Origin of the sequence: Acinetobacter sp. YH12108, from assembly GCF_013419055.1 — a bacterium.
Lineage (GTDB): Bacteria > Pseudomonadota > Gammaproteobacteria > Pseudomonadales > Moraxellaceae > Acinetobacter.
Genome location: NZ_VPAW01000056.1, coordinates 1 through 2,180, shown reverse-complemented (window position 1 = coordinate 2,180; position 2,180 = coordinate 1). Strand labels below are relative to the sequence as shown.

Genomic DNA, 2,180 nt, shown 5'->3' with positions numbered 1-2,180 from the left:
ACCGCCATCGTGTCGTGATCGGCAAGGATACGCGCCTGTCGGGCTATATGCTTGAACCCGCGCTCACAGCCGGTTTCACCTCGATGGGCATGGACGTATTCCTTTTTGGCCCGCTGCCGACAACGTAATAGGAAGAATAAACGCCCTTTTCACCCAAGTCCAAATTAATTTGCCGATTCCATAATCAGGGTGTATTACAATTCCATAGAGTTTTTCAATCCAGGTGGTTTAGCTGATAACTTAACGATTGATCAGCTTCTTCGTGAAGATTACTCGCCATGGGCGCGCAATAAAAGGATATCTGCCACGTTCAAAGAAGCGCATTTTATTGAAAAATATGGGTCAGGCATCAAACGAATCCAAGAAGGCTTCGCATCCTATGGTCTGCGTCCCCCTGTCTTTGAAAATTTCCAGCACGGTTTTCGAGTTATTGTCTCATCAAAGCTACTTTTCGAATCTAATGAGGGAGTAAGTGAGGGAGTAAATCTACTATTTAATCAGATAAGAACTAATCCAGGAAAGCGTGCACCATTTTTAGTAAACGAGCTATTAGTTCCTGTCAAGATAGTAGAGCGGTGGCTCAAAATCTTAAGAGATGATCATAAAATCGAGTTTCGAGGAGCTCCTAAAAGTGGAGGATACTGGCTAAAATAGAAATCAATGATACTCTTAAGTGGCACCAATCGAACTCCTATTTTAGCATTTAAAAAAGTATCCTCACATCATTTTATTGAACAATACCTAAGGCTGCTCTGGCGGCATTGATATGATTATCGTCGTTGCACTCTACCGCAAAAGCGCCATATGCTAATGGAGCTGCAGCAGCCCTCTCTATAGATTGTTCGTAGAGCCTATCCCATATCGTTCCGCCTTGTTTAGCATACTCCGTTATCAAACTCTTCAGGCTATCCTCTCCAAAAACCGATACGTGACCAGAAAAGTCCAGTGCAGGATCACCCATATGCGCAGTAGACCAATCTATGATACCAGAGGTCTTACCTTCCTTCGAGGTTAAGACATGCCCTGCATAGAGATCGCCATGGATGAAACAAGTGAATTCAGGCCACAAAGGGTCATTGTCCAACCATCTACGGTATCTGTTTTCCAACGGCTCGCTGATACCTATCTCAGATTTCACCAAGTGGATACGGTCAGCTATTTCGGTCCTCAATTCACTTGGAGTCATTATTTTCAAGTTGCTCTTTCTCACATCGTCAGCTGTAATACGATGTAATTCGGCCAATGATTTTGCCAGAGACTCCACATAAGCTATGCTATCGCGATCTATGTTCCAAGAAACCTCATGTGTTATCGCATCGAATGTCAGAGCAGGCGCATCCTCCAGTAAAGGGTAGGCTATTAGGCGCTCCGATACAATTTTCCAATCAGGGACATTGATCGACAGGTTTCTTTTGGCTAAATCCAATATTCTACTTTCATTTTCGATTTGTTCAAGCATATCGCTTCTTCGAGGTATACGGAGTACCCAGTTCTCACCGTTTACTTCCTTTACAAAGGCAACTCTAAAGTCGATGCCCATCTCATTGACACTCATCTCTTCCGAAATTCTCAGCCCATGCTCTAGGGCTAATGTTTGCATATCTTCGATTGTCATTTCTATACTGTTTTCTTTTATTAAATTGGTACCAGTTCCCCCGACAGGACATTCTGAATGTCATATACAGGTGTAACACTTTACCCATATTCTTTTCGTATGGATAACACTTCCCATCAGGGAACAAAAATCTGATACATGAATTAATTGTGAGACAGTAGACCTACTGTCGCATTGAAGCCATCTCGGCGACTATTTGATTAGGAAAACCAAGGCTTTGCCATCATAGCCTTATCATAGAAGTATAACATAGTTGTAAAGATAGAAAATTATTTTTTATTCATCCATGATGTTATTATTTTATAATAACATCATCTAAACATGTCCTGTCGCTCTTTTGTGCTGTGATATTTCATACCTATTAACTGCTTTCGTTTGAATTATACGACGTTCTACTCACAATAGGGCAAGGGTTACTCATTCCGTAGGATGCGGTTCACGTATAGGAAGAATAAACGCCCTTTTCACCCAAGTCCAACAGCTTTGGACCGCAGTTGACTCTTTCGACACCCCTGCGATGCAACCCAATCCGGCTGACGGGGAGCCAGCAACGCTGAAAATTTAC

General features: G+C 42.5%; 2 protein-coding genes and 1 pseudogene. 2 read left to right on the top strand and 1 reads right to left on the bottom strand.

Annotated features, from left to right (window positions below; genetic code table 11):
• Together FTU46_RS16570 and FTU46_RS16565 are read left to right on the top strand one after the other, a co-directional pair.
• Nucleotides 1-122: pseudogene (locus tag FTU46_RS16570) on the top strand (hypothetical protein); the annotation flags it as partial.
• A gap of 67 nt (nt 123-189) precedes the next feature.
• A complete protein-coding gene (locus FTU46_RS16565) occupies nt 190-654 on the top strand; it encodes an ATP-binding protein (RefSeq protein WP_071830580.1) in 465 nt (154 codons plus the stop codon).
• Nucleotides 655-727: 73 nt separating this feature from the next.
• On the opposite strand, the gene mph is transcribed toward FTU46_RS16565, so the two are convergent.
• On the bottom strand, nt 728-1,615 hold the full coding sequence (gene mph, locus FTU46_RS16560; protein WP_071830579.1) for an Mph(E)/Mph(G) family macrolide 2'-phosphotransferase: 888 nt from the start codon (nt 1,613-1,615) through the stop codon (nt 728-730).
• Between the last annotated feature and the right edge of the window lie 565 nt (nt 1,616-2,180).

Bases quoted from the DNA above. Each gene is read 5' to 3' on its own strand.
- mph (WP_071830579.1), bottom strand. From the start codon at position 1,615: ATGACAATCGAAGATATGCAAACATTAGCCCTAGAGCATGGGCTGAGA.